The organism is Acinetobacter sp. 1130196 (assembly GCF_000588095.1).
Lineage (GTDB): Bacteria > Pseudomonadota > Gammaproteobacteria > Pseudomonadales > Moraxellaceae > Acinetobacter > Acinetobacter nosocomialis.
Genome location: NZ_JFWX01000124.1, coordinates 1 through 662, shown reverse-complemented (window position 1 = coordinate 662; position 662 = coordinate 1). Strand labels below are relative to the sequence as shown.

At 32.6% G+C, this 662-nt stretch carries 2 protein-coding genes; both read left to right on the top strand.

Annotation, left to right across the window (positions count from 1 at the left end; translation table 11 throughout):
* The coding region (locus J671_RS24785) for a GGDEF domain-containing protein (RefSeq protein WP_031983790.1) at nt 1-349 on the top strand (349 nt) is incomplete at its 5' end.
* A 165-nt stretch (nt 350-514) separates the two neighbouring features.
* On the top strand, nt 515-662 hold a 148-nt coding region (locus J671_RS24780), incomplete at its 3' end, for a type II toxin-antitoxin system Phd/YefM family antitoxin (protein WP_031983789.1).

The window sequence follows — 662 nt, the reverse complement described above, 5'->3', positions numbered from 1 at the left end:
TATTGTCATAGATTTAAATGATTTAAAATATATAAATGATAAATTTGGTCATTTAAAAGGTGATCAGATGATTCAAGAAACAGTCCAAATTATCAAAAGAACTGTGCGCTCTAATGATTTAGTTGCACGTTTAGGAGGAGATGAGTTTGGTATTTTAAATATTGAAACTAACTTAGAAAATACTCAAAAACTAGCAAATCGAATTTCAGAATCCTTAAAACAGGCTGGAATTAATGCTGCTATTGGTGTTGCAGCACGTCAACCAGGGACGGATTTACAACAAACAGTAGTTGAAGCAGATAAGCAAATGTATAGACATAAACGTCAAATCAAAGATATGTCTCAATAAGGTAATAAAATTAAGTTTTCCTACAATTAACATAATGGCTGTTATACGAAATTGACAATATGTACAGTATTCTGTACATTTAGGATTGTAAAGTTTCAATCACTACCGCCTAGGTAGTCTAGCTAGCAGCGTTTTGACGCAGCTTACCCTATGAGGGATAGATATATGCATGTATTTACATATACGGACGCACGTAACAATTTAAAATCTGTTTTAGATAAAGTAATTGATGATGTAGACGTTGCTTTTATTACAAGAAAAGAAGGTGGCCATGCTGTAGTAATGGGACAAGATCATTATGATAGCTTAATGG